20 protein-coding genes and 1 pseudogene are annotated in these 22119 nt (G+C 49.3%); 6 read left to right on the top strand and 15 right to left on the bottom strand.

The window, feature by feature from the left end:
- On the bottom strand, positions 1-707 hold a 707-nt coding region (locus ACJHW7_RS03930), incomplete at its 3' end, for an RNA-guided endonuclease InsQ/TnpB family protein (RefSeq protein WP_096960555.1).
- A 7-nt stretch (positions 708-714) separates the two neighbouring features.
- On the opposite strand from ACJHW7_RS03930, the pseudogene tnpA reads away from it, so the two are divergent.
- Positions 715-1221, top strand: a pseudogene (gene tnpA / locus ACJHW7_RS03925) (IS200/IS605 family transposase).
- A 17-nt stretch (positions 1222-1238) separates the two neighbouring features.
- Here tnpA and ACJHW7_RS03920 read toward each other — a convergent pair.
- From ACJHW7_RS03920 to tehA, 3 genes are all read right to left on the bottom strand, one after another.
- Positions 1239-1907, bottom strand: a complete 669-nt coding sequence (locus ACJHW7_RS03920; RefSeq protein ID WP_001261020.1) for a DUF3313 domain-containing protein — start codon at positions 1905-1907, stop codon at positions 1239-1241.
- A gap of 303 nt (positions 1908-2210) precedes the next feature.
- Complete coding sequence (tehB, locus tag ACJHW7_RS03915) at positions 2211-2804, bottom strand: tellurite resistance methyltransferase TehB (protein WP_000586720.1); 594 nt, start codon at positions 2802-2804, stop codon at positions 2211-2213.
- A complete protein-coding gene (tehA, locus tag ACJHW7_RS03910; RefSeq protein WP_001190278.1) occupies positions 2801-3793 on the bottom strand; it encodes a dicarboxylate transporter/tellurite-resistance protein TehA in 993 nt (330 codons plus the stop codon). The genes tehB and tehA overlap by 4 nt, the downstream gene beginning before the upstream one ends.
- A 123-nt stretch (positions 3794-3916) precedes the next feature.
- Between tehA and ydcK the strand changes: the two genes are divergently transcribed.
- Entirely contained in the window at positions 3917-4897 is a 981-nt protein-coding gene (gene ydcK, locus ACJHW7_RS03905) for a YdcK family protein (RefSeq protein WP_001234037.1), read from the top strand.
- On the opposite strand, the gene rimL is transcribed toward ydcK, so the two are convergent.
- From rimL to ACJHW7_RS03885, 4 genes are all read right to left on the bottom strand, one after another.
- The gene (rimL, locus tag ACJHW7_RS03900) at positions 4892-5428 is read right to left on the bottom strand and encodes a 50S ribosomal protein L7/L12-serine acetyltransferase (RefSeq protein WP_000140877.1); all 537 of its coding nucleotides are present in this window, start codon (positions 5426-5428) and stop codon (positions 4892-4894) included. The genes ydcK and rimL overlap by 6 nt on opposite strands.
- Before the next feature lie 62 nt (positions 5429-5490).
- Positions 5491-5715 carry a YdcH family protein gene (locus tag ACJHW7_RS03895; RefSeq protein WP_001296778.1) on the bottom strand — a complete coding sequence of 75 codons (225 nt, stop codon included), beginning with the start codon at positions 5713-5715 and terminating at the stop codon, positions 5491-5493.
- Positions 5716-5854: 139 nt separating this feature from the next.
- Positions 5855-7510, bottom strand: coding sequence for a glucan biosynthesis protein OpgD (opgD, locus tag ACJHW7_RS03890; RefSeq protein WP_000375956.1), 1656 nt, complete (start codon positions 7508-7510; stop codon positions 5855-5857).
- A gap of 224 nt (positions 7511-7734) precedes the next feature.
- The gene (locus tag ACJHW7_RS03885; RefSeq protein ID WP_000013789.1) at positions 7735-9078 is read right to left on the bottom strand and encodes a VOC family protein; all 1344 of its coding nucleotides are present in this window, start codon (positions 9076-9078) and stop codon (positions 7735-7737) included.
- A gap of 216 nt (positions 9079-9294) precedes the next feature.
- On the opposite strand from ACJHW7_RS03885, the gene ACJHW7_RS03880 reads away from it, so the two are divergent.
- Entirely contained in the window at positions 9295-10218 is a 924-nt protein-coding gene (locus tag ACJHW7_RS03880) for a LysR substrate-binding domain-containing protein (protein WP_000414564.1), read from the top strand.
- Positions 10219-10255: 37 nt separating this feature from the next.
- Here ACJHW7_RS03880 and trg read toward each other — a convergent pair whose 3' ends face one another.
- On the bottom strand, positions 10256-11896 hold the full coding sequence (gene trg / locus ACJHW7_RS03875) for a methyl-accepting chemotaxis protein Trg (protein WP_040234704.1): 1641 nt from the start codon (positions 11894-11896) through the stop codon (positions 10256-10258).
- 398 nt (positions 11897-12294) lie between these two features.
- Here trg and hokB point away from each other — a divergent pair, with 398 nt between their 5' ends.
- Complete coding sequence (hokB, locus tag ACJHW7_RS03870) at positions 12295-12444, top strand: type I toxin-antitoxin system toxin HokB (protein ID WP_001320773.1); 150 nt, start codon at positions 12295-12297, stop codon at positions 12442-12444.
- Here hokB and yncP read toward each other — a convergent pair.
- From yncP to cybB, 3 genes are all read right to left on the bottom strand, one after another.
- Positions 12422-12490: a hypothetical protein gene (yncP, locus tag ACJHW7_RS03865; protein ID WP_212591405.1), complete on the bottom strand. Its 69-nt coding sequence runs from the start codon at positions 12488-12490 to the stop codon at positions 12422-12424. The two genes, hokB and yncP, sit on opposite strands and share 23 nt — an antisense overlap.
- 25 nt (positions 12491-12515) lie before the next feature.
- Positions 12516-12689 carry a periplasmic protein gene (locus ACJHW7_RS03860; RefSeq protein WP_000731833.1) on the bottom strand — a complete coding sequence of 58 codons (174 nt, stop codon included), beginning with the start codon at positions 12687-12689 and terminating at the stop codon, positions 12516-12518.
- Positions 12690-12933: 244 nt separating this feature from the next.
- Positions 12934-13464: a cytochrome b561 gene (gene cybB, locus ACJHW7_RS03855; RefSeq protein ID WP_021556771.1), complete on the bottom strand. Its 531-nt coding sequence runs from the start codon at positions 13462-13464 to the stop codon at positions 12934-12936.
- Between the two features lie 188 nt (positions 13465-13652).
- Between cybB and gap the strand changes: the two genes are divergently transcribed.
- Positions 13653-14654, top strand: coding sequence for a type I glyceraldehyde-3-phosphate dehydrogenase (gene gap, locus ACJHW7_RS03850; protein WP_021556770.1), 1002 nt, complete (start codon positions 13653-13655; stop codon positions 14652-14654).
- A gap of 41 nt (positions 14655-14695) precedes the next feature.
- On the opposite strand, the gene aldA is transcribed toward gap, so the two are convergent.
- The 3 genes from aldA to hrpA all read right to left on the bottom strand — a co-directional run bounded on the left by aldA (position 14696) and on the right by hrpA (position 21306).
- A complete protein-coding gene (aldA, locus tag ACJHW7_RS03845) occupies positions 14696-16135 on the bottom strand; it encodes an aldehyde dehydrogenase (protein WP_000115947.1) in 1440 nt (479 codons plus the stop codon).
- A gap of 196 nt (positions 16136-16331) precedes the next feature.
- The gene (gene ydcF / locus ACJHW7_RS03840) at positions 16332-17132 is read right to left on the bottom strand and encodes a DUF218 domain-containing protein YdcF (protein ID WP_001027962.1); all 801 of its coding nucleotides are present in this window, start codon (positions 17130-17132) and stop codon (positions 16332-16334) included.
- A 271-nt stretch (positions 17133-17403) separates the two neighbouring features.
- Positions 17404-21306 (bottom strand): ATP-dependent RNA helicase HrpA, encoded by a 3903-nt coding sequence (hrpA, locus tag ACJHW7_RS03835; protein ID WP_021556769.1) that lies wholly within the window; start codon positions 21304-21306, stop codon positions 17404-17406.
- 200 nt (positions 21307-21506) lie between these two features.
- On the opposite strand from hrpA, the gene azoR reads away from it, so the two are divergent.
- A complete protein-coding gene (gene azoR / locus ACJHW7_RS03830) occupies positions 21507-22112 on the top strand; it encodes an FMN-dependent NADH-azoreductase (protein ID WP_000048948.1) in 606 nt (201 codons plus the stop codon).
- Positions 22113-22119 lie beyond the last annotated feature (7 nt).

The raw sequence follows: 22119 nt of genomic DNA, 5'->3' as shown, positions 1-22119 counted from the left end.
TGTATTTTGCGTTTCTGCTTCTGCCAGTTGTTGCTGAATTTGACCTTGCGGCTTAACTGTCGCTGAAGTCTCGCCAGCGTCTTCTGGTTTTTCTGAAAACTGTTTACAGGCTCAAAGACTGTGCCATCTGACAGCGTGGCGAGTTTAGCCACGCCAGCATCCAGCCCGACCATTGATGCTGAAGGGTGAGCCGGAGTGGATACTTCACTTTCTGTCTGAATACTGATGTACCACTTACCGCAGGACTGGCTGACAGTGACATTTTTCACAACACCCGTGACCTGACGGCTGTTCCGGTAGCGCATCCAGCCCAGTTTCGGCAGAAAAATACGGCTGTTTTCCTGATCGAGCTTAACGCCCTGCGGGTAGCGGAATGCATCATTCTGTCCCCGCTTTTTGAATCGGGGAAAAGCAGCCCGCTTCCGGAAGAAGTTTTTGTAAGCCCGCTCAAGGTCTTTCAGTGACTGTTGCAATGGCTGTGAGGGAGAATCTTTAAGCCATTGCGTTTCAGTGGCATTTTTCCACTCAACCAGCCAGGAAGCCATTTTCCCGTAAGGGATGTATTTATTACCGGCCTCATGATTCTCATTCTGACGTGCCAGAGCACGATTGAAAACGAAACGACATGCGCCTGCGAAGCGCCTCATTTCACACTCCTGTTGACCACCTGGTCTTAACTGGAATTTAAATGCCTGTAATCGTTTCACAGGTCAAATGATACTTTGGTCTGTGAAAAAAGAAACCGATATCCGGCGTGGAAGGCATTGTGTTTTCCTGATGCATGTTCACCTGGTCTTTGTCACCAGATACCGACGCCAGATTTTTGACCATGACGCGACAGAAAAACTACGCACTTACTTTTCAAATGTATGTGCTTATTTTGAAGCTGAACTGGTTGAAATGGATGGCGAACCAGATCACGTCCATTTGTTAATTAACTAACCTCCCAAACTGGCGATATCCAGTCTGGTAAACAGCCTCAAAGGCGTATCGGGTAGGTTACTGCGACGAGATCGACCAGATATTGCAGTCAGGTATTACTACAAAGGCGTTTTGTGGAGTCCTGGCTATTTTGCCAGTAGCTGCGGAGGTGCGCCAATATCCGTCATCCGCCAATACATTGAACAACAGCAAACACCTGGTCAGGTGGAAAACCGCGCCTTATATCCCCGCCCTGAAGGATGGGGTTTTACGGCGCACCGGATAAAAAGCGCCATCTAACGATGGCGCGTCTGGAACTACTTTTTGTTAACGTCAAACATGGTGGCATCGGTCGCCATGTCATCAATAACTTGTTTAATATTTTCGAAAGCCATTGGCGTACTTTCGTTATTCAGGTCTTTACCTTCGCCCTGACGAACGACTTTGATAACCGGTTTATTAGTCGCTGCATCAATCAGCTCACCTTCAAAATAGAGGCGAGTATCCATGGTACGGTGGCCTGTAGCCATTTGCGTCCCCGCAACCACTAATGCAACAGGAACCACTTCATAGAATTGCAGCCCTTCTTTGCTGGTATCTACACCGGTAATGGCCCCACGGAAAATCAGACTACGCGGCCCAGCGGTGGTAACCACTGGTTTACGCTGCGCTATCGCTTCTTTCATTTCGGTGTTGGTATAGTTCAAAATTTTATCCAGAACTTTCTGCCCTACCTGGGTAGAAGGTTTTGGTACCGGATAATAAGTGATTGGGTTCCAGACGATGCTGTCATATTTGCTTTGATCAAAACTCGGGTCTACCCAACGTAAAACAGGTTTACCTGTTGCTGAGGTTGTTTCTTTTAAATCAGAGTAATTGTTTAAAAAACCAGAATATTTATCTGGCTGGGTGATTTTAGAGGCACAACCAGACAGAGCCAACAAGCCGCATAAAGCTGCAACTTTCGCAAATGATGTGGTACGCATGAATAGTTTCCTGAGATGATTATATTACTTTTTAAGTTATAGCAAAAAGCGCCGCTTCGTGTTGTGGCAAAAAAAGTGTTGGTGAAAATAAATTTTTTTAGCCCCTTTTCAGACGACATAGTCAATGCCGCAAAAGGGGCTAAGTCAATCATCAGTAGTTAAATTTCAGTAAGTTAAGCTGCTAAAAAACTTCGACTACTGTGATTAATTTCACATCCCTTCGATAAAAAATATGCTTACCGAAAAGAAGAACAGTAAATCATCTCAGCGTGGGGAATTTTCACGCGCCTTATTCTTAGCGGGTCATTTTTTACGTGCCAGCATCGTGGCGAAACGCAGTTTAATACGATTACCGTTGGCGTCGGTGCGGTGCAGCTCGCCGACGTCTTCATTGTATTTCACCCTCTCCCAGCCTTCGTAATATCGACGTAATTCTCCCTCTTTGAAGGCAAACGGGAAGCCGACGGTACATGGATAATCAGCGGTATCCATCGCCGCCACAATCAGGTTGTAACCACCAGGTTTAGTGCAACGTTGCATATTGGCAATCAACCCGGGGATGGTTTTAGCCTCAAGGAACATCAGCACCACAGTCGAAAGAATAAAATCGTACTGTCCATCAAATGTGAGGTTATTCAGATCAACGACCCGGGTGTGTAAATTATCCAGATTTTCAATGGATTTAATGCGCTCGACGTTGGCGATACTCATGGCATTTTTATCCCATGCGTCAACATCATAACCATTGGCTGCCAGGTAAAGACTGTTACGACCATTGCCACAGCCCAGATCCAGCGTTTTACCCGGTTTAACCACTTTCACCGCTTCCAGTACTTCAGAGTGTGTGCGGGTTAATTCATATTTATCAGTAAAATAGTTTTCGTCACGAATGATCATTCTTTGTCCTCTGCTTTCATTAAAACGGCGCGCTCGGTTCTGACTAACAATTTTCCCTGCATCAGAAGCGCGAAAGTACGGATGAGCAGTATTGCAATAATAAAATTGGTAAAGATAAACAGCGGTACCGCCAGCGTATGGAAAAATCCATTTTCGCTGCCACTCCCCAGATGCAAACCGGTGGTTGCCAGTGCAGATACGCCGAACGAGAAACTCCAGAATGAAGCATTAAATGGCTGGGAGAGATACCATGGCATCAGACGTAGCATAAACAGCAGTTGCAGCAGTCCATAACCAAAAAGCATTTTCGCCAGCGTATCACCCTCGCCGCCGTTGACGCTCAACCAAGCACTACAGGCCACCAGCGCAGGAGCGAGCTGAATGCCGAGTGATGTCCGCAGTGCCGTGGGTAATTCTCCCGAACTGCGCAGACGCTGCAAGATCACAGGTTCAAGGCTTAGCCATGAGAAAACGCCTGCGCCTAAAAACACCAGACCGGCGTCGGTGTAGCCCAACGCACCACAGGCCATTGCGCTGATAAAGTTGTTGGCAACTGTCGGCAGATACAGTCCAGGCGTGGTAGCTTCTTCAGGGTGAGATCCGCGCCATAATCCCGCAGTTTGCCAGGCGGCATAAGCCAACTGAACCACGACACCAAAACTGAACAGGCACACCGCCAGTGGGCGAAACCACGGAACAAAACCAATCGCCACCAGCATCGTCGTTGCCGGAAACAAACTCACAAAACTGCTCATCACTGGATGGCGCACTTCTGCCAGCACGCTATGCGGAAAGCGTATGAGTCGGGTAATAAATGCGCTAGTTAACAATCCCCAGATGATCATCGCCAGAATCACCAGCCCATCCCCTAACCAGTGGCTGACCTGCCAAACCTGGCTGGCATAGCGCCAGGCAAATCCCATCCCTATCGTCCCCAACACAATACCAAAGTAGCCTGCCGGCAAATTGAGCACTTTATCGCTCTGCATCTTCTTACTCATTTTGTTTAATTTATAAAGTATATTTGAAATGCATTTTATGGAATTTTCTCGAGCATAGCCAGAGCCGCAGAATTTGCTACGGTTATAGTAAGTCACCTGTGGGAAAACGCTATGCGCAAATATCGTCTAAGTGAAGAACAGCGAGCCTTTAGTTATCAGGAAGATGGCACTAAAAAAAATGTGTTATTACGGCAGATTATCGCCATTAGCGATTTTAACGATGTGATAGCAGGAACCGCTGGCGGCTGGATCGATCGCGAAACGGTGTTAGCACAGGAAGGAAATTGCTGGATTTACGACCAGAACGCTATTGCGTTCGGCGGAGCGGTGATTTCCGGTAATACGCGCATCACCGGCACCAGCGTGCTGTGGGGAGAGGTTTACGCAACGGATAATGTCTGGATCGATAATAGTGAAATCAGCCAGGGTGCATATATAAGTGACAGCGTCACCATTCATGACTCACTGGTTTGCGGGCAATGTAGAATATTTGGTCACGCCTTAATTAATCAACATTCTATGATCGTCGCAGCACAAGGCTTAACGCCTGACCATCAACTCCTGCTACAAATTTATGATCGCGCAAGGGTTAGCGCCTCGCGTATTGTCCACCAGGCACAAATTTATGGCGATGCCGTCATCCGGTATGCTTTTATTGAACATCGTGCCGAAGTTTTTGATTTTGCCAGTATTGAAGGTAATGAAGAGAACAACGTCTGGCTATGCGATTGCGCTAAAGTCTACGGTCACGCGCAGGTGAAAGCTGGCATAGAAGAAGATGCCATTCCAACGATTCATTACAGTTCGCAGGTGGCGGAATATGCCATTGTGGAAGGTAATTGTGTGTTAAAACATCATGTCTTGATTGGCGGAAATGCCGTGGTACGTGGTGGACCGATTCTGCTCGACGAGCACGTTGTAATACAAGGTGAGAGCCGTATTACAGGTGCGGTGATAATTGAAAACCATGTGGAGTTAACCGACCACGCCGTCGTTGAAGCCTTTGATGGCGACACGGTTCATGTCCGTGGTCCAAAAGTCATTAACGGCGAGGAGCGCATTACGCGAACGCCGCTGGCAGGGTTATTATGAATCGATAATACGCGCGTATAAGTTCACATCATCATAGGCATCATTCAGGAACTCAGCCTGTTTCAGGCAACCTTCAAGGATAAAACCATTGCGCAAAGCGACCTGGTTGCTTTGCGGATTGTCCACCCGACATTTGATCACGAAGCGTCTAAGTTCACCAGACTGGGCGTAATGATGAATCAATGCCTGCAGCGCCTGAGAAATGATCCCCTGCCCCTGATGAGATTCGTCCAGCCAGTAGCCTATTTCAGCGGTTTTATTCAGTGGTTCAATACGATTAAACGAGATAACGCCGATAAGTTCATCTTCTTTGAAAATCATGAACATTTTGGCATAGCCGCGTTGATGCAACATCACATTACCCTGCACCGTTTTTCGCGTGTCCTCTTCACTCTGAACGAACTGCGGCCAGTTTAGCGACTGCTGTAACCAGGTTTTATTTTTACAGATTAACTGATAAAGAGGAGTGACGTGATTTTCTGCAACAGCATGTAATTCAAGTGATTCGCTTACTTTTATCGTTTCAGTCATCTTATCTCCAGTCAATCCATGCTGTTGTTAAAAAAGCCGCCTGGCTGGCGGCTTAGGAAAGTTTACACCTCTTTGACGCTCTCCTGCTGCAGGATTTTGAGCATCTCATCTTTTAACTGTAGCTTTTGTTTTTTCATGCGGACCACTTCCGCATTGTACCCTCGACCGTCGGAACCTTCCTTTCTGGCAATTTCATGATCAAGTTTATTGTGTTTATCGAACAAGGACATAAAGCGAGGATTTTCGTTTTTCAGACGGGATATTAAATCTCGGTATTCTGGAAACATACGCACTCCCTGTTAGTGGCTGACAAGGTGTATCTGAAATACACACCATCAGATTACTCATTTAACTTAGGGAAAAATGCGAGCGGGATCGTGTTTAACCAGACGGCACCTCCCGAAGAAGGTGCCGAAGAAAAAACGATTAACTCATCACGCGGTCGTCAACATACTGACGTTTATCCGGCGCTGGCGGGAAATACTGATACAGCCATGTTTCACTGATAGCGTCCCCCTGACAACGTAGATACATCCGCATATCGACCGGATCAGTGGAGTCCGAAGTCGGATACCAGTCAAACTGAATACGATAACCATCGATGGGTTCAATATAGAGAATTTCGATTTGCTTCGCTTCCCCACTGGAAAGCGTAATCACCGGCTCAATGCCTTTTGGCGCGGCAGCTTTCAGATCACCACCAACGAAATCAACGGCAAAACGACGCGCCCATTTTTCGGGATAGTGTTCACCTGGCGCCCAACCTTCCGGGAAACCGCCCATGCCGGTACGCGTCGCCATAACGCGCGCTAATGGGCAATGAACAGGCGGTTGCGCACTCCAGTACAGACGATACTGGAATGCAAACTCATCACCTGCTTTTACAGCTTTTTCTGGCTGCCAGAAGCAGACAATGTTATCCAGCGTTTCGCCCGTTGTTGGGATTTCCATCAGGCCGATGGTGCCCTTACCCCACTTGTTACGCGGTTCCACCCACAGACTTGGGCGTTTGTTATACCAGCCCATAATGTCCTGATAATGGGAGAAGTCACGATCCAGTTGCAATAAACCAAACCCTTTCGGGTTGTTGTCGGTGTAAGCATTGAATTGCAATTTTTGCGGATTATTCAGCGGACGGCAAATCCACTCGCCGTTGCCCCGCCACATGGACAGACGATCAGAGTCATGAATTTGCGGATGAATTGTATCGCACATCCGACGTTCATTAGTACCGCAGCTGAACATACTGGTCATCGGCGCAATGCCCAGCTGTTTAATGTCTTTGCGCGCATACAGGTGATTTTCCACATCCATAATCACCTGACTTTTCTCACAATGGATAGTGAACTTATAGGCACCAGTAATGCTGGCGCTATCGAGCAACGCATAAACGGTAAAGGTAGTTGCCCCCGGTTTTACCGTATCAAACCAGAAGGCGGTAAAGTCGGGGAACTCTTCTTTACTGTCGGTGTAAGTGTCGATCGCCAGGCCGCGGGCCGACAAACCGTATTGATATGTATCATCAACGGCGCGGAAATAACTCGCGCCGAGAAATGATACTACATCACGGCGCGCCAGTTCGGGGGCTTTAAACACGCGAAAACCGGCAAAGCCGAGATCGCTTTGCCCTTCTAATTGTTTTGTATCAACACCTGCATCGTTGTATTTGAACAACTCCGGGCGAAAGTGAATTTCACGCGCCAGATGTGTTGCTGGATCTACAGAAAACATACGAACGCGGCGACGGAATCCCATTCCCATATGGAAGAACTGAGCGTCCAGTTGACGGTTCTCAACGTTATGCCAGAGCGATTTTTCGGCGTCGTATTGAATACTGTTATAAGCCTGCGGCGTCATTGTCGCCAGCGTGTCAGGTAACGGACGAGGCGCACCACGCCACGCTGTTTGCGCTAAGTCGTGCGCCATTGACTGTAGAATGGAGAAGTCAAAACGCTGGGTTTGCCCGTCGGCAATATCAGAATCTGCCGCGAATGCCGCCTGAGAAAAAAGAGAAGCAATGCCGCTGGTACCGCACACGGCGGCCATAGCCATTGAACCTTTAATAAATCGTCTACGATCCATACCTGAAAGTGAGTCCTTCTGGTGTTGTGAATGGTCCCGCGCTGGTCGTTTTCAGCGGCAAGAAAGTGCTTATTTATGACCGCTCACTCTAGACAATATTTATTAATAATCCAATTGTTGAACTGAGAGAATATGCATAAATCGGCATTTTTTTTATGTCGATGGGATGAGCCTGATTCGTTTGTAAAATCAGGCAAATTTTTGCAAAGGCGGATGGTCAGAATTTAAAGCAAACCACAGCGACGTTTACTGCGTTCTTCCGCTTCCTGGTAAAGCTGGAACTCATCCAAAACCGGACAACCCAACGCCTGCTCAAATGCTTCGCGACTGGCATTACCGTGACTGCGTGTCTGCGTTTCATTACCCAGATTTGACTGGAAGATCCCCGCCGCGCTAACGGGCAAGAAATCTTCATAGGTGATGGGTTGCGCCACTACCCAACCACGTTCAATTAAGGGCTGTGGATCGTCTCCAGGATGAATCGCCTGACGATGCGCCTCACCCGAAGGCGTCAGACGGTACCGGAACCATGCCAACCCTTGCTGACGCATTAAAAACTCACTGTCAGGAAAAGTGCGGAAGGTTTCCTGTAAATGCATTTGGTGAGTGAGATTATCCTGCCCGGTTCCAGCGTTACGCAGAAGATCATCATACAGTTGTCGCCCTTTCGGCGTTAATGCCACACCACGCTGCTCTATTTCACCAAAGCGCGCAGTATGCGTGCCCTGTTTCTGCCCCGCAAACAACACCGTCTCTTCCAGTGCTTTAAAGCTGGTCTGGCGTAGTAAAATCGGTACCTCGCGGCGCGGCGGCCCTTCGATCAGAATTTTTGGTTCAATTCCGCATTCAGGCATCATCGACTGCACCCGGTCAATATCCAGCGTACGTGGCGTCAGGTGGTTGATATGGCATCCAGGAAAACAGACCACATCAGCAATCAACCGATGTTCGTTGTGCAAGGCGCGATAGGTTTCTTCATCTACCGTTGCTGACTGGTGCCAGCGAAACGTTTCCAGGGCTTCCTGCACAAACTCCTGTGCCTGTGTTTCGTTAAAACCGCCCTGCTGCTCATATTCCTCTAACAGTTGTCGACAACGTGGGGTGAAGATATCGCGCTGACGCAGAATCTCCGCCGCTTTCTGGCGCAAAATTTCGTTCTCGATAAGCTCAAGGCGGAGTAAGGAGGTAAAAACGCGGAAGGGATTACGCGCCAGAGAAGCATCATCAATGGGCCGAAATGCTGTCGAATGTACCGGCACCCCTGCCTGCGAGAGATCGTAATAGCTCACCGGGTACATCCCCATAATGGCAAACATCCGCCGAAGAGTAGCAAGCTCTTGTGCAGTCCCAACGCGAATCGCCCCATGACGTTCAACATTCAGTCGCGCCAGCTCGTCTGCATTTACCATTTTTTCGTGCAGTTGAGGATTGTTTTCCAGCACAGCCAGATTCACATCAGCTACCAGTTCCAGCAGCGTGCCATATTGCGGAACTTCTTGCTGGTACATGGCTGACATTGCCTGCGAAAACTGTTCCCGAATCTCATCCGCCGTGATGCTGTTCGCCATAGTGTCTGCCTCCAGTGGTCAGTAATCTGGAGTGTAGGTAACCGCATTCACTCTGGCGGGAAGAATTTACAAACTGTGATCTCGCCGCGAAAACATCAATATTATCCATTTTGCTGTAACACAATTGCTTTAATTGTTAATAATATTTTGCAATCAAGTTATCATAATCAAACAACTTCACTTGTCAGCGACACCGCTTCGTTTTTAACATCGCTTATGGAAAAAAATAGTCTGTTTAGTCAGCGCATCCGTTTGCGCCACCTTCATACATTCGTAGCTGTCGCACAACAAGGAACTTTGGGGCGCGCGGCTGAAACCCTTAATTTGAGTCAACCTGCGCTCTCTAAGACATTGAATGAACTGGAGCAGCTGACTGGCGCTCGCTTGTTTGAGCGTGGTCGTCAGGGGGCGCAACTTACCTTACCCGGCGAACAATTTTTAACGCATGCAGTCAGAGTTCTTGACGCCATCAACACTGCCGGACAGTCGCTTCATCGTAAAGAAGGTCTTAATAATGATGTCGTCAGGGTTGGTGCACTACCTACTGCGGCACTGGGGATATTACCTTCGGTTATAGGTCAGTTTCATCAGCAACAAAAAGAGACGACCTTGCAAGTTGCGACAATGAGTAACCCTATGATTCTGGCGGGTTTAAAAACCGGGGAAATCGATATCGGCATTGGTCGGATGTCAGATCCTGAACTGATGACCGGGCTTAATTACGAACTGCTGTTTCTTGAATCGTTGAAGCTGGTTGTCCGCCCTAATCACCCGCTACTTCAGGAGAACGTAACGCTAAGCCGGGTGCTGGAATGGCCGGTCGTTGTATCACCAGAAGGCACTGCGCCACGCCAGCATTCAGATGCATTAGTGCAGAGCCAGGGCTGTAAAATTCCTTCGGGTTGTATCGAAACGCTGTCTGCTTCGCTATCTCGTCAACTTACGGTTGAATACGATTACGTGTGGTTTGTCCCTTCTGGCGCTGTAAAAGACGACCTGCGTCATGCCACGCTGGTGGCCCTGCCTGTTCCGGGACATGGTGCAGGCGAACCGATTGGAATACTGACCCGCGTAGATGCGACGTTCTCTTCTGGTTGCCAGTTGATGATTAACGCTATTCGAAAATCAATGCCGTTCTGAAAGGTGAAGGGATCTGTCGATCCCTCCTTGAACATTTTCACACCGTAGCGAAACTAACTGGTTCACCCGCTCCGCGAGGTTCTGCCGACACAGAATGTTTGTGCAGACGGAATACATCCACCGCCTCAGTTAATCGTGCCGCCTGTTCTTCAAGGGACACCGCCGCCGCTGAGGCCTCTTCTACCAGAGAAGCATTCTGTTGCGTCACCTTATCCATTTCAGAAATCGCCTGGCTAACCTGCGTTATGCCCCTACTTTGCTCATCCGAGGCGGCGGCAATTTCCTGCATGATATGTGTGACACTCGCGACGGCATCAACAATAGTGCTCATGGTTTTCCCGGCCGTTGCCACCTCATCCGATCCCAGGTCAATTAACCTGACTGATTCACTGATCAAGCCTTCAATTTCTTTTGCCGCCTGGGCGCTGCGGCTTGCGAGTGTCCGTACTTCGCTGGCGACAACGGCAAATCCACGCCCTTGCTCACCCGCTCGCGCAGCTTCAACGGCAGCATTCAGTGCCAGAATATTCGTCTGGAAAGCAATACTGTTGATGACGGCGGTGATCTCAGAAATTTTCTTCGAACTCGTGGAGATAGCGCCCATCGTTTTTACTACACCGGAAACCGTCTGCCCGCCATCGCTGGCTTTAATAGAAGCCTCTTGCGCCAGTTTACTGGCATAATGCGCATTATCCGCATTCTGTTTCACCGTCGCAGTGAGTTGCTCCATGCTGGCGGCAGTTTGTTCAATTGCCGCCGCTTGTTCTTCGGTGCGAGATGAAAGGTCCGCATTGCCAGCGGAAATTTCGCTGGTGCCACGATAAATCTCTTCCGCGCCCTGTCGAACAGTCCCTACTGTCATCCCCAGTGAATGCTGCATTTGCTGTAAATGACGACTTAAGCGACCGATTTCATTACGACCCGCCGGTTCATCATTCATCGTCAGATCGCCACTGGCGATTTTTTCAATCCGTTGTGCGGCATGTTGCAGTGGACGAATGACGATCCGACGTAGCACCATAAATGTTATCAGCGTCATGACCAGGGCAAGCACAAACGCGCCAATCATAAACATCCCACCCAGGCTGGTGCGCTGATGGGCCAGTTCCGCCAGTTGGTTGGCTCTGGTGCTACGTATCTTAACGGCTTTGTTCAAAATATCGGTATAAGCATTATCCAGCGTTCGGATCTGCTCACTTTCATGATTGATAATCGCTTCAAACATGCCATTTTTGGCATATTTCATCATAGGTTGCATACCCGTGATATAAGCCTGGAAGCGTTGATTTAATTCAGTGTCTAGGGCTTCATCAGCAGGTGTTTTCACCGGCCGATTCTGATAAGCACGATAACCTTGCTGCGACTGTTTAATCTCCGATTCGGCTTGCGTAATATTTCGCTTCATTGCTTCCATTTCCGCAATACGACTCGCAGCCCCGGCCTGAATCATATTGATCCGGGCTGAACGCAAAAAATCTGAACTGTTCGCTAACCCGGTCCGAATCTCAATCTCCGCAGTAACATCACGCTGATCGCGATCGGCCTGCCAGAGGAAATAGCCAGCCAGGGCTGAACTTAATGCGAATAGAACTAAGATACCGCCTAGAATGCAGGCAAATAACGGAACCAACCTGATGTGATGCAAAAAACCTAATCGCTGTGAGGGAGTTGTATTCATTACCGTTGTCTCTCGTCCAGGTTTACTCCTGATAGAAAGTCATCGGCATTTGACGGTAATTACTTACGACTAAAAGCCTCTTTGCGTCACATTTTTACAACAATTATTGCAGAGAAGATTAATGCCATTGGAATGAAGAGAGTAACGAATGGTTAAACTGGCTAACCCGAATGACGAAAAATTCTGGAAAACAGCACGCAATTTCGTCAGGTGATTATTTTCGTCCCTAAGGAAACCACATAGGATGCTCACGGGTGCCTGAGACTTTCTGTTTTCAGGCTAACCGGGAATCAGAAAGACGAAGGCCCCGACCGATATTTCTATCAACCGAGGCCAACGAATGAACCTAGCAATTCAGATCTTAGCCTCTTACCCGCCATCCGGCAAGGAGAAAGGCTATGAAGCACAACCCTCTGGTGGTGTGTCTGCTCATTATCTGCATTACGATTCTGACATTCACACTCCTGACCCGACAAACGCTCTACGAACTGCGGTTCCGGGACGGTGATAAGGAGGTTGCTGCGCTCATGGCCTGCACGTCCAGGTAAGGGCAAGCGCGGGGATTTTCCCCGCGCATCTGACTAGCAGATTCATTTTCTCATGGCACCCCTTTTACACTTCAGTTAGTGCATGTTTTTTTCGATGCACTAATAGAACCATCATTACAGACAAATTTGCCGCCTGCCGTACAGTGTGAGATCCCCCCTTTCGAACCAGAACAGGGTTTGCGCCCGGCATCGGCATAAAAGGAAACAAGCGTTCCCATAAACAAAATAAGTGCCAGTTTTTTCATATAACCTCCATGGTTTATCGAATCTTATGTTCGATTTGAACGTTATACGCTGGTTTATTTTGATACCGTTGATGAGATCAAAGATCGGGTGAATTGATTAAAAATAAGGCAGATGGACGTATGGGCAAGGATTATGGTTTTATTTGTCATACAAATAAATATAATAGGCGCTTCCGATGTAGACCCGTATTCTTCGCCTGTACCACGGGTCGGTTTTAGTACAGGCGTTTTCTTTAAATATCCTTCAGGAACGTTTACGCGGCATCATGCGTAGAAGTGTGTTGTCCTTCCAGAAATAGTGGTGTGCCAGTGCAGCCGCAGCGTGCAACCCGATGAGAAAATATCCCAGATTCGCCAGCGTCTCATGCCACGACTTTAAGCTATCAACCCGTTCGAAATTGGCCTCTGAAGCGTAAGGCATCGTCAAACCAAACACAAACCACGGGTTGCCCCGGTTATACATCATCACCAAACCAATCACTGGCAGCGCAATAAACAGGAGATAAATCACCAAATGTCCCAAATGCGCCAGTCCCGTCATCATCGGTTTCGGCTTAGGTATAATCGGCGGGGTTGGGTATTTCAGTCTTAACAAAAGACGAACCACCATCAGCACGAGAATTGAGATGCCACAGGAAACATGAATCATGTTGATGAGCGGCCGATCGCTACGTGGGAAGAAACCCCGAAACTCCATTGCGCAATACGCTGCGATAACCAGCAAAAAGACCAGCCAGTGAATGCTGATTTGTAACCTTGAGTATTTATTTTCCATAACATTTCCTGCTTTAACATAATTTTCCGTTAACATAACGGGCTTTTCTCAAAATTTCATTAAATATTGTTCACCCGTTTTCAGTACGTTACGTTTCACTGTAAGAATGGAGATTGCCCATCCCACAATCCTGGGCTAAGCCTGGAAAGGATCAATTTTCATCCGAACGTTCCTGACAGGAGAAAACCATGAGTAAAGTTGGTATTAACGGTTTTGGTCGTATCGGTCGACTGGTGTTGCGTCGATTACTTGAAGTCAAAAGCAACATAGACGTTGTCGCTATTAATGATCTTACTTCCCCAAAAATTCTCGCCTATCTGCTGAAACATGATTCAAACTATGGTCCGTTCCCCTGGAGCGTTGATTTTACGGAAGATTCACTTATCGTTGATGGGAAAAGTATCTCGGTTTACGCCGAAAAAGAGGCTAAAAATATTCCGTGGAAAGCGAAAGGTGCAGAAATCATTGTCGAATGTACTGGCTTTTATACCTCCGCCGATAAATCGCAGGCGCATCTTGATGCTGGTGCGAAGAAGGTGTTGATTTCCGCTCCTGCCGGTGAAATGAAAACCATCGTTTATAACGTTAATGACGACACTCTGGATGGCAACGATACCATTGTTTCCGTGGCGTCATGCACCACTAACTGCCTTGCGCCGATGGCCAAAGCCTTGCATGACAGTTTCGGGATAGAAGTCGGCACGATGACGACCATTCATGCCTATACTGGCACCCAGTCACTGGTGGATGGCCCGCATGGTAAAGATTTACGTGCTTCACGCGCCGCGGCAGAAAATATCATTCCCCACACTACGGGCGCGGCAAAAGCCATTGGTCTGGTGATCCCGGAACTGAGCGGCAAACTGAAAGGTCATGCGCAACGCGTGCCGGTGAAAACAGGTTCGGTCACTGAACTGGTATCGATTCTCGGAAAAAAAGTGACTGCCGAAGAGGTGAATAACGCACTTAAACAAGCAACCACCAATAACGAGTCATTTGGTTATACCGATGAAGAAATAGTCTCTTCCGATATCATTGGCAGCCATTTCGGTTCGGTGTTTGATGCCACGCAAACGGAAATTACCGCCGTGGGCGATTTACAACTGGTGAAAACGGTCGCCTGGTACGATAACGAATATGGCTTCGTCACGCAGCTTATTCGCACCCTCGAAAAATTCGCTAAACTCTGACGCGCACAGGCGGAGGAAAAAACCTCCGCCTCTTTCACTCATCAAGACTGTAAATAAACCACCTGGGTCTGCAGATATTCATGCAGGCCATGTTTACCATCTGCGCCGCCAATACCGGATTTACGCCATCCGGCGTGGAAGCCTTGCATAGCTTCGAAGTTTTCACGGTTGATGTAAGTTTCACCAAACTTCAGCCCTTTAATGGCTTTCATCGCGACGTTCAGATTTTGGGTATAGATTGATGAGGTCAGGCCGTAATCACTGTCATTAGCCATTGAGATAGCATCTTCCAGCGTGTCAAATGCGACTACCGGCAGAACCGGGCCAAAGGTTTCCTCATGCATAATCGACATTTCCTGGCGAACATCCAGCAGCAATGTCGGCGGATAATAATATCCTTTCCCCTCTACCGCTTTGCCACCCAACGCCACTCTCGCCCCTTCTTCTACTGCGCGCGCCACTTTTTGCTCGACCCTTTCCAGCGCCGCGGCGTTAATCAACGGCCCCATCGCAATGTCGTTGCGTTCAGCGGGGTTACCAAATTGAACCGCCTGCATCGCTTCACCCAGCCGATTGACGAACTGATCATAAATGCCTTTCTGTACATAAACACGTTCTGCACAGTTACACACTTGCCCACTATTAATGACACGTGAATCAACGATGGCTTTGACTGCCAGTTCAAGATCGGCATCGTCCATTACGATAGCTGGTGCTTTACCCCCCAGTTCCAGGCACACTTTGGTGATGTTTTTCGCCGCAGTCGCCATGATCTTCTCACCTGCAGAGACGCTGCCTGTCATACTGACCATTGCGACCTTTGGGTTACCCGCCAGTTCTTGCCCAACGGTTTCACCACGCCCCAGAACAAGGTTAAACACGCCGCGCGGAAGGCCTATTTCATCGACGATTTTGGCGAATGCAATCGCATTGTTTGGCGTAAATTCACTGGGTTTAATGACAATGGTATTACCAGTCAAAAGAGCGGGAGCCATTTTGCGGGCAATGAGGAAGAACGGGAAGTTCCACGGCAGAATGCCGGTAGTCACACCAAGCGCACGTTTAAACAGAAGAATATTTTCTCCTGGACGATCGCTTTGAATAATCTCGCCCTCGTAACGCCGTGCCCACTCCGCCATGTAATCGATATAGTCGGCAGTAAAAGCCACTTCGACTTCAGCCAGCTGCTGGATCTTGCCCCCTTCTTCAACAATCAGCGCACTGATTTCACTGGCGCGTTCGCGGATCCCGGCGGAGATTTTGCGCAACCAACTGGCGCGTTCAATTGCAGGCAACGCTTCCCATTCTGGTTGTGCACGTTCTGCTGCATCGATTGCCTTACGGGCATCCTCGGCCTGACCATCGGGAATGCGGGAAATGACAGCCTCTGTAGCAGGGTTTACCACATCAATCCATGCGTCTCCACGCCAGGTAACAAACTGTCCATCAATATACATAGGATGTTGAACGGGTACTGACATGGGCGACTCCTGTGATTTATATGTTTGTTTTTGGTGAATACATTGTTAATTAACATCAATCATCAGAGAGACGGCATCGCGAAAGGACAATTCTGTGAAGGGCTTCATAAAAACAAGTGTAAAAGGAATAAAAGGCAGAAATAAAAGTCAGGAGTCATGCCCGTTTGCAAACAAGTGGTTCACAAACGGGCAATTTTTAACGTAACGAGCGACTTTCCATCGCCTCGATGAGCACCGCATCGTGTTTCAGCGTTTGCCATGCATGGATGACTTCTGCCGGAAAATCAACGTGAACGATAAAATCTCGCCCGCGGGGACCGTAGCCATCGCTATCATCGCGTAAACGCGGCAGCTCGCCAGTGAGTAGTGAGAGATAACGCTCAACCGGCCATAATCCTTGTAACTGATTAATAAAGATTACACTGTCTGCGTTATTTCCTAACTGAGGAACGAATCCGGGATAACTCAACCAGCGGGGTGCATCGGGATTGTCCCCGGTCATACGGCGGAACGTTGCCATCGTGCGCCGCTGCATGGTGGGGTCCTGTACAACGATAGCCGTATGAACTCGTTCTACGGCCTGATTCAATAGCGCGATGCTAAAGCGTGCGTTTTCACCGCAGTTTGTTGACTGGTCTTCAATCCAGATTTTTTCATGCGGAATATGCCAGAACTGATGAGCGATATCCGCCAGGATGGTCGCTTCTGCTCTGCCAGTGGTGCGGATAGTGTTGTAGTGCGGATGCTGTGCGATGGCGCTATACAAAAAAGTGGTCGAGTGACCGATACCACCACTAATCAGTAAAGGAATTTGCTGATCGCGAGCAATCTTACATGCCGCATCGATAGTCGGCATAACCGCATTTCCTGCAAGTATGACGCAATCAGCCTGATACGGCACCTCACCGGAGAAATCATCCTGCGCCAGCCACTGTCCGATAACATTTATGGCATCTATAGTTGCCGTCGAAAGCGTCGGAAACGGGGTAATGTTCATGGTTCCTCCTTATCGTTCCCTTAAGAATACTGCGTGAGATAATAGTGAGAAGCGGAGCACTCTGAAAGGAGGATGTCGTATTTCCTTAACCGCCACTCCGCAAGCCTGACATATCTTTTAAGGAAATGCTGTAGATAAACATTATTCATCTTGCAGCAGAGAATTGTATTTTTCTGAATTCCTGAATTTTTGCCCTTACCGTTTTAGAATTAATAAAAAACCCGGCGCTAAATGCTTACCGGGTTTTATATTTATCAGGCAAATAGCCGCGTTAACCGCTAATCTGCTCCATCGCCTGCAAAATACGCTTATCTGAAATCGGATAAGGTGTACCGAGTTGTTGGGCAAAATAGCTGACGCGCAGCTCTTCTATCATCCAACGGATCTCTTTCACGTCTTCATCCTCACGACGTGCAGGCGGCAGTTTGTTGATCCATTGCTGCCACGCCTGCTGGACGTTTTCGACTTTCAGCATCTGAGCACGGTCGCGATGTGGGTCAACCCCCAGTTTTTCCAGTCGTTTTTCAATCGCCTGCAAATAACGCAGCGTGTCGCCCAGCCGTTTGAAGCCGTTACCAGTCACAAAACCGCGATACACCAACCCGCCCATCTGCGCTTTAATGTCAGAAAGCCCCAGCGCCATGGTCATATCCACCCGCCCTTTCAGGCGTTTGTTGATATTGAACACTGCCGTAAGGATTTGCTCGACCTGCTTCGCAATATCCACCACCGTGTCGTTCAGTTCAGCGCGAACTTTTTCATGCAGCGCAGCAAAGCCTTCTTCCGTCCAGACCGGGCCACCATTGGCGTCGATCAGTTGATCCACACCGCAGGAGATACAGTCGTCGATCAGCTCCAGCACTTTGCCATACGGGTTAAAGTACAGCCCCAGCTTGGCTTTGTTTGGTAACTTCTCATGTAAATACTTGATTGGTGAGGGAATATTCAGCAGCAGTAGACGGCGAAGACCGTTCCACATTGCCTGTTTTTGCTCCAGCGGGTTATCAAACAGTTTGATCGCCACACTGTCGCGCTCATCCACCAGCGCCGGCCACGCCTTCACTTTGTAGTTACCACGCTTCTGTTCGTAGCTTTCCGGCAACTGACCAAAACTCCAGATATGTAAGCCGCTCTGCTCGATACCGTCATCCGCCACCGCAGATAGCGTTTCCTGCACTTTGCCTTTCAGCGCATCTTTCAGATCTTGTAGCGAGCGCCCTTCTTTTAGCTTCTTGTTTTTGTCATCCACCACGCGGAAGGTGATTTTCAGGTGATCGGGCACCTGATCCCAGTGCCAGTCTTCGCGGTCAACGGTAACGCCGGTCATCCGCCGTAACTCGCGCTCAAGGCTGTCGAGCAACGGTAACTCCAGCGGTGTGACGCGGCCTAAAAACGCTTCGGCATAGTTTGGCGCAGGTACAAAATTACGGCGTACCGGTTTCGGCAACGATTTAATCAGAGCAATCACCAGTTCGCGGCGCAGACCAGGGATCTGCCATTCAAACCCGCTTTCCTCAACCTGGTTAAGTAACGGCAGCGGAATATGTACGGTCACACCGTCAGCATCCGCGCCGGGCTCAAACTGATAGCTCAAACGCAGCTTGAGATTGCCCTGATGCCAGAAGTTCGGGTAATCCAGCTTGCTGATCTTTTCCGCCCCTTCTTTGATCAACATGCTCTTTTCAAAGTTGAGCAAATCAGGCGTTTCGCGGCTGACTTTTTTCCACCAGCTGTCGAAGTGACGAGCGGAGATTACATCGTGGCTGATGCGCTGGTCGTAGAACTCAAACAGCGTTTCGTCATCAACCAGAATATCGCGGCGACGTGATTTGTGTTCAAGCTCTTCCACTTCGGCCCGCAGTTTCAGGTTTTCACGGAAGAATGCGTGACGCGTCTGCCAGTCACCTTCCACCAGCGCGTGGCGAATAAAGAGTTCACGACATAACGCCGGATCGATCTGGCTGTAGTTGACCTTGCGCGCGGCAACAATCGGCAAACCATAAACAGTGACTTTTTCCGTTGCCATCACCGCGCCCTGCGCCCGTTCCCAGTGCGGTTCGCTGTAGGTACGTTTAATCAAATGCTGAGCGACAGGCTCCACCCATTCCGGGTCGATACGCGCAGCAATGCGCCCCCACAGGCGGCTGGTTTCTACCAGTTCCGCCACCATTACCCATTTCGGCGGTTTTTTGAATAAACCAGAACCGGGGAAGATGGAGAAACGCGCGTTACGTGCGCCGGTATATTCTTGTTTATCGGCATCTTTCATGCCGATATGGGAAAGCAAACCCGTCAGCAACGCAATGTGAATTTCGCGATATTCCGCCGGTTCGCTGTTCACCGGAATGCCGAGTTCTTTCACCACCTGGCGCAACTGGGTGTAGATATCCTGCCATTCGCGCACGCGCAGATAGTTGAGATAATCGGTACGACACAGGCGACGGAAGGCGTTGGAAGAAAGCGCCTTTTGCTGCTCGCCAAGATAATTCCACAGATTCACAAACGCGAGGAAGTCAGACTCTTTGTCGTGGAAGCGACGATGTTTTTCGTCCGATGCCTGCTGTTTGTCCATCGGACGTTCGCGCGGATCCTGAATGGAGAGCGCGGACGTGATAATCATCGCCTCACGCACGCAGCCATGTTTTTGCGCTTCCAGCACCATACGCGCCAGACGTGGGTCGACAGGCAACTGCGAGAGCTGGCGACCGAGCGGCGTCAATTTATAGGCGCTGGCCTGTTCATCAGTGGTGATCGCGCCCAGCTCTTCGAGCAGACGCACGCCATCCTGGATATTGCGTTTATCCGGTGCTTCGACAAACGGGAACGCAGCGATATCGCCCAGCCCCAGCGCGGTCATCTGCAAAATAACCGAGGCCAGGTTGGTACGCAGAATTTCCGGGTCGGTAAACTCCGGGCGCGAGAGGAAATCGTCTTCGGAATAGAGACGAATACAGATCCCTTCGGACACACGACCACAGCGGCCTTTACGCTGATTGGCAGACGCCTGCGAAATGGGCTCAATCGGCAAACGCTGCACTTTGGTGCGATAGCTGTAGCGGCTGATACGCGCCGTACCGGGGTCGATAACGTATTTAATCCCCGGTACAGTCAGCGAGGTTTCCGCGACGTTGGTCGCCAGCACAATGCGTCGCCCGCTGTGCGACTGGAACACGCGGTTCTGTTCGCTATTCGAAAGCCGCGCATAAAGCGGCAAGATTTCGGTATGGCGTAAGTTCAGCTTGTTCAGCGCATCGGCGGTATCGCGAATTTCCCGCTCGCCGCTCATAAAGATCAGAATGTCGCCGGGGCTTTCCTGGCTTAGTTCGTCTACGGCGTCAAAAATCGCCTGCAACTGATCGCGCTCGGTGTCATCGGCTTCTTCAACAATCGGGCGATAGCGCACTTCCACCGGATAGGTCCGACCGGAGACTTCAATAATCGGCGCATTATTAAAGTGGCGCGAAAAGCGTTCCGGGTCGATAGTCGCGGAAGTGATAATGATTTTTAGGTCAGGACGCCGCGGCAGCAACTCTTTCAAATAGCCGAGCAGAAAATCGATATTCAGGCTGCGTTCGTGCGCTTCGTCAATAATGATGGTGTCGTACTGCATCAGCAGGCGGTCTTGCTGGATCTCCGCCAGCAGGATACCGTCGGTCATCAGCTTGACCATCGTGTTATCACTTACGTGATCGCTGAAACGCACTTTGTAACCGATGCAACCGCCCGGCTCCGTTTTCAGCTCTTCCGCAATACGGTTCGCCACCGTTCTTGCCGCCAGGCGACGCGGCTGGGTATGGCCGATCAGCCCTTTAATCCCGCGCCCCAGCTCCATACAGATTTTCGGTAACTGAGTCGTTTTACCAGAACCCGTTTCCCCGGCGACGATCACCACCTGGTGATCACGAATCGCTTCGAGAATGTCCTGCTTTTTCTGACTAACCGGTAAATTGTCAGGATAAGTAATTTCCGGTCGTGCCGCTTCACGCAGCAGGACTTTCCCTGCCGCCTGGTCAATCTCTTTCGCCATCTCCTGGAAAATGGCCTGTTGTGCATCAGGATTTTTAACCTTCTTCACGCCGTGCAGACGGCGAGAAAAACGCAGTCTGTCACGCAGCATCAGCGAATCCAGCCGCTGCTGCAAGGCCGTAAAGGTCAATTTTTGTTGTTCTGTCATAACGTTAGTGGGCAGTAGTCTGCCTGATTAATTTTCTTTGAAATGATAGATATAGAGTACCACATCGCGGCTTTCTATGCGTTGTTCAATAAATTCGAACATAGGCTTCGATTTATTGCGCTATCTCTGTGGCAGGATTGTGAATAAAGTGTCAACAAGCAACGGGGCATCGCCCATTCAAATATCCATAAGGAAACACCATGAGCAAGGTATTAGTTCTTAAATCCAGCATCCTGGCAGGGTACTCTCAGTCTAATCAGTTGTCCGATTATTTTGTTGAACAATGGCGCGAAAAGCACTCCGCTGATGAAATCACCGTTCGCGACCTGGCTGCAAATCCAATTCCGGTACTGGATGGCGAACTGGTTGGCGCTCTGCGTCCGAGCGATGCGCCGCTGACTCCGCGTCAGCAGGAAGCTCTGGCACTTTCCGATGAGCTGATTGCCGAGCTGAAAGCCCATGACGTTATCGTTATTGCGGCACCGATGTATAACTTCAACATCTCGACTCAGCTGAAAAACTATTTTGACCTGGTTGCACGTGCAGGCGTTACTTTCCGCTATACCGAGAATGGTCCGGAAGGTCTGGTAACGGGTAAAAAAGCCATCGTTATTACCAGCCGCGGTGGGATCCACAAAGATGGACCAACGGACCTGGTGACGCCGTATCTGTCCACGTTCCTGGGCTTTATCGGCATTACCGATGTGAAATTTGTCTTCGCCGAAGGGATCGCATACGGTCCGGAAATGGCAGCGAAAGCGCAGTCTGACGCAAAAGCAGCCATCGACAGCATTGTTGCTGCATAACCGGACA

Origin of the sequence: Escherichia sp. WS1152, assembly GCF_046487665.1 — a bacterium.
Lineage (GTDB): Bacteria > Pseudomonadota > Gammaproteobacteria > Enterobacterales > Enterobacteriaceae > Escherichia > Escherichia coli.
The sequence above is the reverse complement of the archived record's forward strand: the minus strand, read 5'-3'. Positions and strand labels throughout refer to the sequence as shown.

What these genes read in the sequence shown, in the direction of transcription:
- tehA (WP_001190278.1), bottom strand. Translation starts at nt 3,793, where the DNA reads ATGCAGAGCGATAAAGTGCTCAATTTGCCGGCAGGCTACTTTGGTATT.
- trg (WP_040234704.1), bottom strand. Translation starts at nt 11,896, where the DNA reads ATGAATACAACTCCCTCACAGCGATTAGGTTTTTTGCATCACATCAGG.
- ACJHW7_RS03920 (WP_001261020.1), bottom strand. Translation starts at nt 1,907, where the DNA reads ATGCGTACCACATCATTTGCGAAAGTTGCAGCTTTATGCGGCTTGTTG.
- ydcF (WP_001027962.1), bottom strand. Translation starts at nt 17,132, where the DNA reads ATGAACATTACCCCGTTTCCGACGCTTTCGACGGCAACTATAGATGCC.
- hrpA (WP_021556769.1), bottom strand. Translation starts at nt 21,306, where the DNA reads ATGACAGAACAACAAAAATTGACCTTTACGGCCTTGCAGCAGCGGCTG.
- azoR (WP_000048948.1), top strand. Translation starts at nt 21,507, where the DNA reads ATGAGCAAGGTATTAGTTCTTAAATCCAGCATCCTGGCAGGGTACTCT.
- ACJHW7_RS03885 (WP_000013789.1), bottom strand. Translation starts at nt 9,078, where the DNA reads ATGGCGAACAGCATCACGGCGGATGAGATTCGGGAACAGTTTTCGCAG.
- ACJHW7_RS03860 (WP_000731833.1), bottom strand. Translation starts at nt 12,689, where the DNA reads ATGAAAAAACTGGCACTTATTTTGTTTATGGGAACGCTTGTTTCCTTT.
- tehB (WP_000586720.1), bottom strand. Translation starts at nt 2,804, where the DNA reads ATGATCATTCGTGACGAAAACTATTTTACTGATAAATATGAATTAACC.
- ydcK (WP_001234037.1), top strand. Translation starts at nt 3,917, where the DNA reads ATGCGCAAATATCGTCTAAGTGAAGAACAGCGAGCCTTTAGTTATCAG.
- gap (WP_021556770.1), top strand. Translation starts at nt 13,653, where the DNA reads ATGAGTAAAGTTGGTATTAACGGTTTTGGTCGTATCGGTCGACTGGTG.
- rimL (WP_000140877.1), bottom strand. Translation starts at nt 5,428, where the DNA reads ATGACTGAAACGATAAAAGTAAGCGAATCACTTGAATTACATGCTGTT.
- ACJHW7_RS03895 (WP_001296778.1), bottom strand. Translation starts at nt 5,715, where the DNA reads ATGTTTCCAGAATACCGAGATTTAATATCCCGTCTGAAAAACGAAAAT.
- hokB (WP_001320773.1), top strand. Translation starts at nt 12,295, where the DNA reads ATGAAGCACAACCCTCTGGTGGTGTGTCTGCTCATTATCTGCATTACG.
- ACJHW7_RS03880 (WP_000414564.1), top strand. Translation starts at nt 9,295, where the DNA reads ATGGAAAAAAATAGTCTGTTTAGTCAGCGCATCCGTTTGCGCCACCTT.
- opgD (WP_000375956.1), bottom strand. Translation starts at nt 7,510, where the DNA reads ATGGATCGTAGACGATTTATTAAAGGTTCAATGGCTATGGCCGCCGTG.
- cybB (WP_021556771.1), bottom strand. Translation starts at nt 13,464, where the DNA reads ATGGAAAATAAATACTCAAGGTTACAAATCAGCATTCACTGGCTGGTC.
- aldA (WP_000115947.1), bottom strand. Translation starts at nt 16,135, where the DNA reads ATGTCAGTACCCGTTCAACATCCTATGTATATTGATGGACAGTTTGTT.